The sequence below is a fragment of the Actinospica acidithermotolerans genome (genome assembly GCF_018139625.1).
In the GTDB taxonomy this organism is placed as follows: domain Bacteria; phylum Actinomycetota; class Actinomycetes; order Streptomycetales; family Catenulisporaceae; genus Actinospica; species Actinospica acidithermotolerans.
The window spans coordinates 1-1,732 of the sequence record NZ_JAGSOH010000263.1 but is presented as its reverse complement, the minus strand read 5'-3'; the positions used below and the strand labels follow the sequence as shown (position 1 = coordinate 1,732).

1 protein-coding gene and 1 pseudogene are annotated in these 1,732 nt (G+C 73.6%); both read right to left on the bottom strand.

The window, feature by feature from the left end:
- Positions 1 to 1,002 (bottom strand): acetoin utilization protein AcuC (locus KDK95_RS34540; RefSeq protein ID WP_212522572.1); only part of this gene is annotated, 1,002 nt, incomplete at its 3' end.
- Positions 986 to 1,732 (bottom strand): annotated as a pseudogene (locus tag KDK95_RS34535) (hypothetical protein); the annotation flags it as partial. The gene KDK95_RS34540 and the pseudogene KDK95_RS34535, both read right to left, overlap by 17 nt.

The window sequence follows — 1,732 nt, the reverse complement described above, 5'->3', positions numbered from 1 at the left end:
GGTCTCCGCGGGGACGGGGCGGTGGGCGGCCTCGGCGAGGGCGGAGGCCCAGGTGCGGGGGACGACGTCGACCAGCGCGTAGCCTCCGCCGCCGAGGAGGAGCCAGCGGCCGCCGGCGTGCTGGTGGGCCAGGTCGTGCAGGGCGGCGATGGCGGCCCGTTGGGCGTCCACGGACAGTTCGAGGTGGGCCAGCGGGTCGAGCTCGTGGCTGTCGCAGCCGAGCTGGGTGACCAGGATCTCGGGGGCGAACTGCTTGAGCAGCGGCGGCACCACCGCGTCGAAGGCGCGGAGCCAGCCCTCGTCGCCGGTGTAGGGCGGGAGCGCGACGTTGACGCTCATGCCTTCCGCGCCCTTGGCTCCGGTCTCGTCGGGCCTGCCGGTGCCCGGGAACAGCGAGACGGGCGTCTCGTGCAGGCTGATCGTCAGCACTCTGGGATCGTCGTAGAACGCGGCCTGCACGCCGTCGCCGTGGTGCACGTCGACGTCCACGTAGGCGACGCGTTCGGCGCCGAGTTCGAGCAGCCGGGCGATGGCGATCGCGGGGTCGTTGTAGACGCAGAAGCCCGACGCCCTGGCCCGCATCGCGTGGTGCAGGCCGCCGGCCATGTTGGCGGCATGCTCGGCCTCGCCGCTCCAGACCGCCTCGGCCGCGCGCACGCTGGCGCCGGCGATGAGGGCGGAGGCCTCGTGCAGGCCGGGGACGACGGGGTTGTCGGGGGACGCGAAGCCGTGCCTGCGCAGGAAGATCGGGTCCGCTTCGAGCGCGGCGCGGACGACCGCGATGTACGCGGGGTCGTGCACGCTCTCGAGCTGCTCGTCCGTCGCCGGGGTGACGGGGACGATCGCGACGCCGGGCGCCTCGAGCACGCCGAGTTCGCGGGCCAGGGCCATCGTCAGCTCGACGCGCACGGGGGCGAGCGGATGGTCGGGACCGAGGTCGTAGCTCAGCAGCGCCTCGTCCCACGGGACCAGCAGCCTCGCCGGTTCATTCGACCGGAGCACGTCGAAGCCTCCTCAGATAAGGGTTCTGGCTCTCCGCGGGGGCGACGAGCGTGACACCCTCGCCGCTCCGCACCCCGGATTCGTCGAACTCCACGTCGAGCCGGAACGATGCGATCTCGGGGCAGGCGTCGACCAGCGCGGCGACGCGGCGGAACAGGTCGGCGAGCGCGGGAGCGGGGTCGCCGGCGACGCGCGCCGCCACGCTCTCGGCAGTGCCCGCGTCGAGCGGCGCGAGCATGGTCACCGGCTGGCGCCAGAGGTCTGACAAGCCGAAGAGCACCGGGCCGAAGACCTTGTCCTGCCACGCCGTGATCGTCGCCTCGCGCGCGTCCAGGCCGAGGGACGCGGACCGGCCGTCGCCTACTCCGAGTGCGGCGAGCAGCTCCGCGTTCTCGGACGCGGACAGTTCGCGGCCTGCGCCGTCCTTGTCGAGGCCGGACTCGACGACGGCGCGGAGCGCGGTCAGGTCGATGTCCGGCGGGTACTCGATGCGCGTCGGGGACAGCTGCTTGACCCGTCCGGCGCGTCGCGCGGCGGTCAGCGCGTCGGCTGCCGCGGCGGCGTCGTTGTAGCACGGGAGCAGGTACTGCTGGTGGGCTCCGCAGCGGCGTACGGCCACTGATTCGGGCTGTCCGACGAGAACGGCGAGCACGGTGATTCCGGCCGGCACGGCCTCCATGACGGGGTCGAGGTCGGTGAGCTCGGGGGTCGCCGGGGCCAGGGCCAGGAA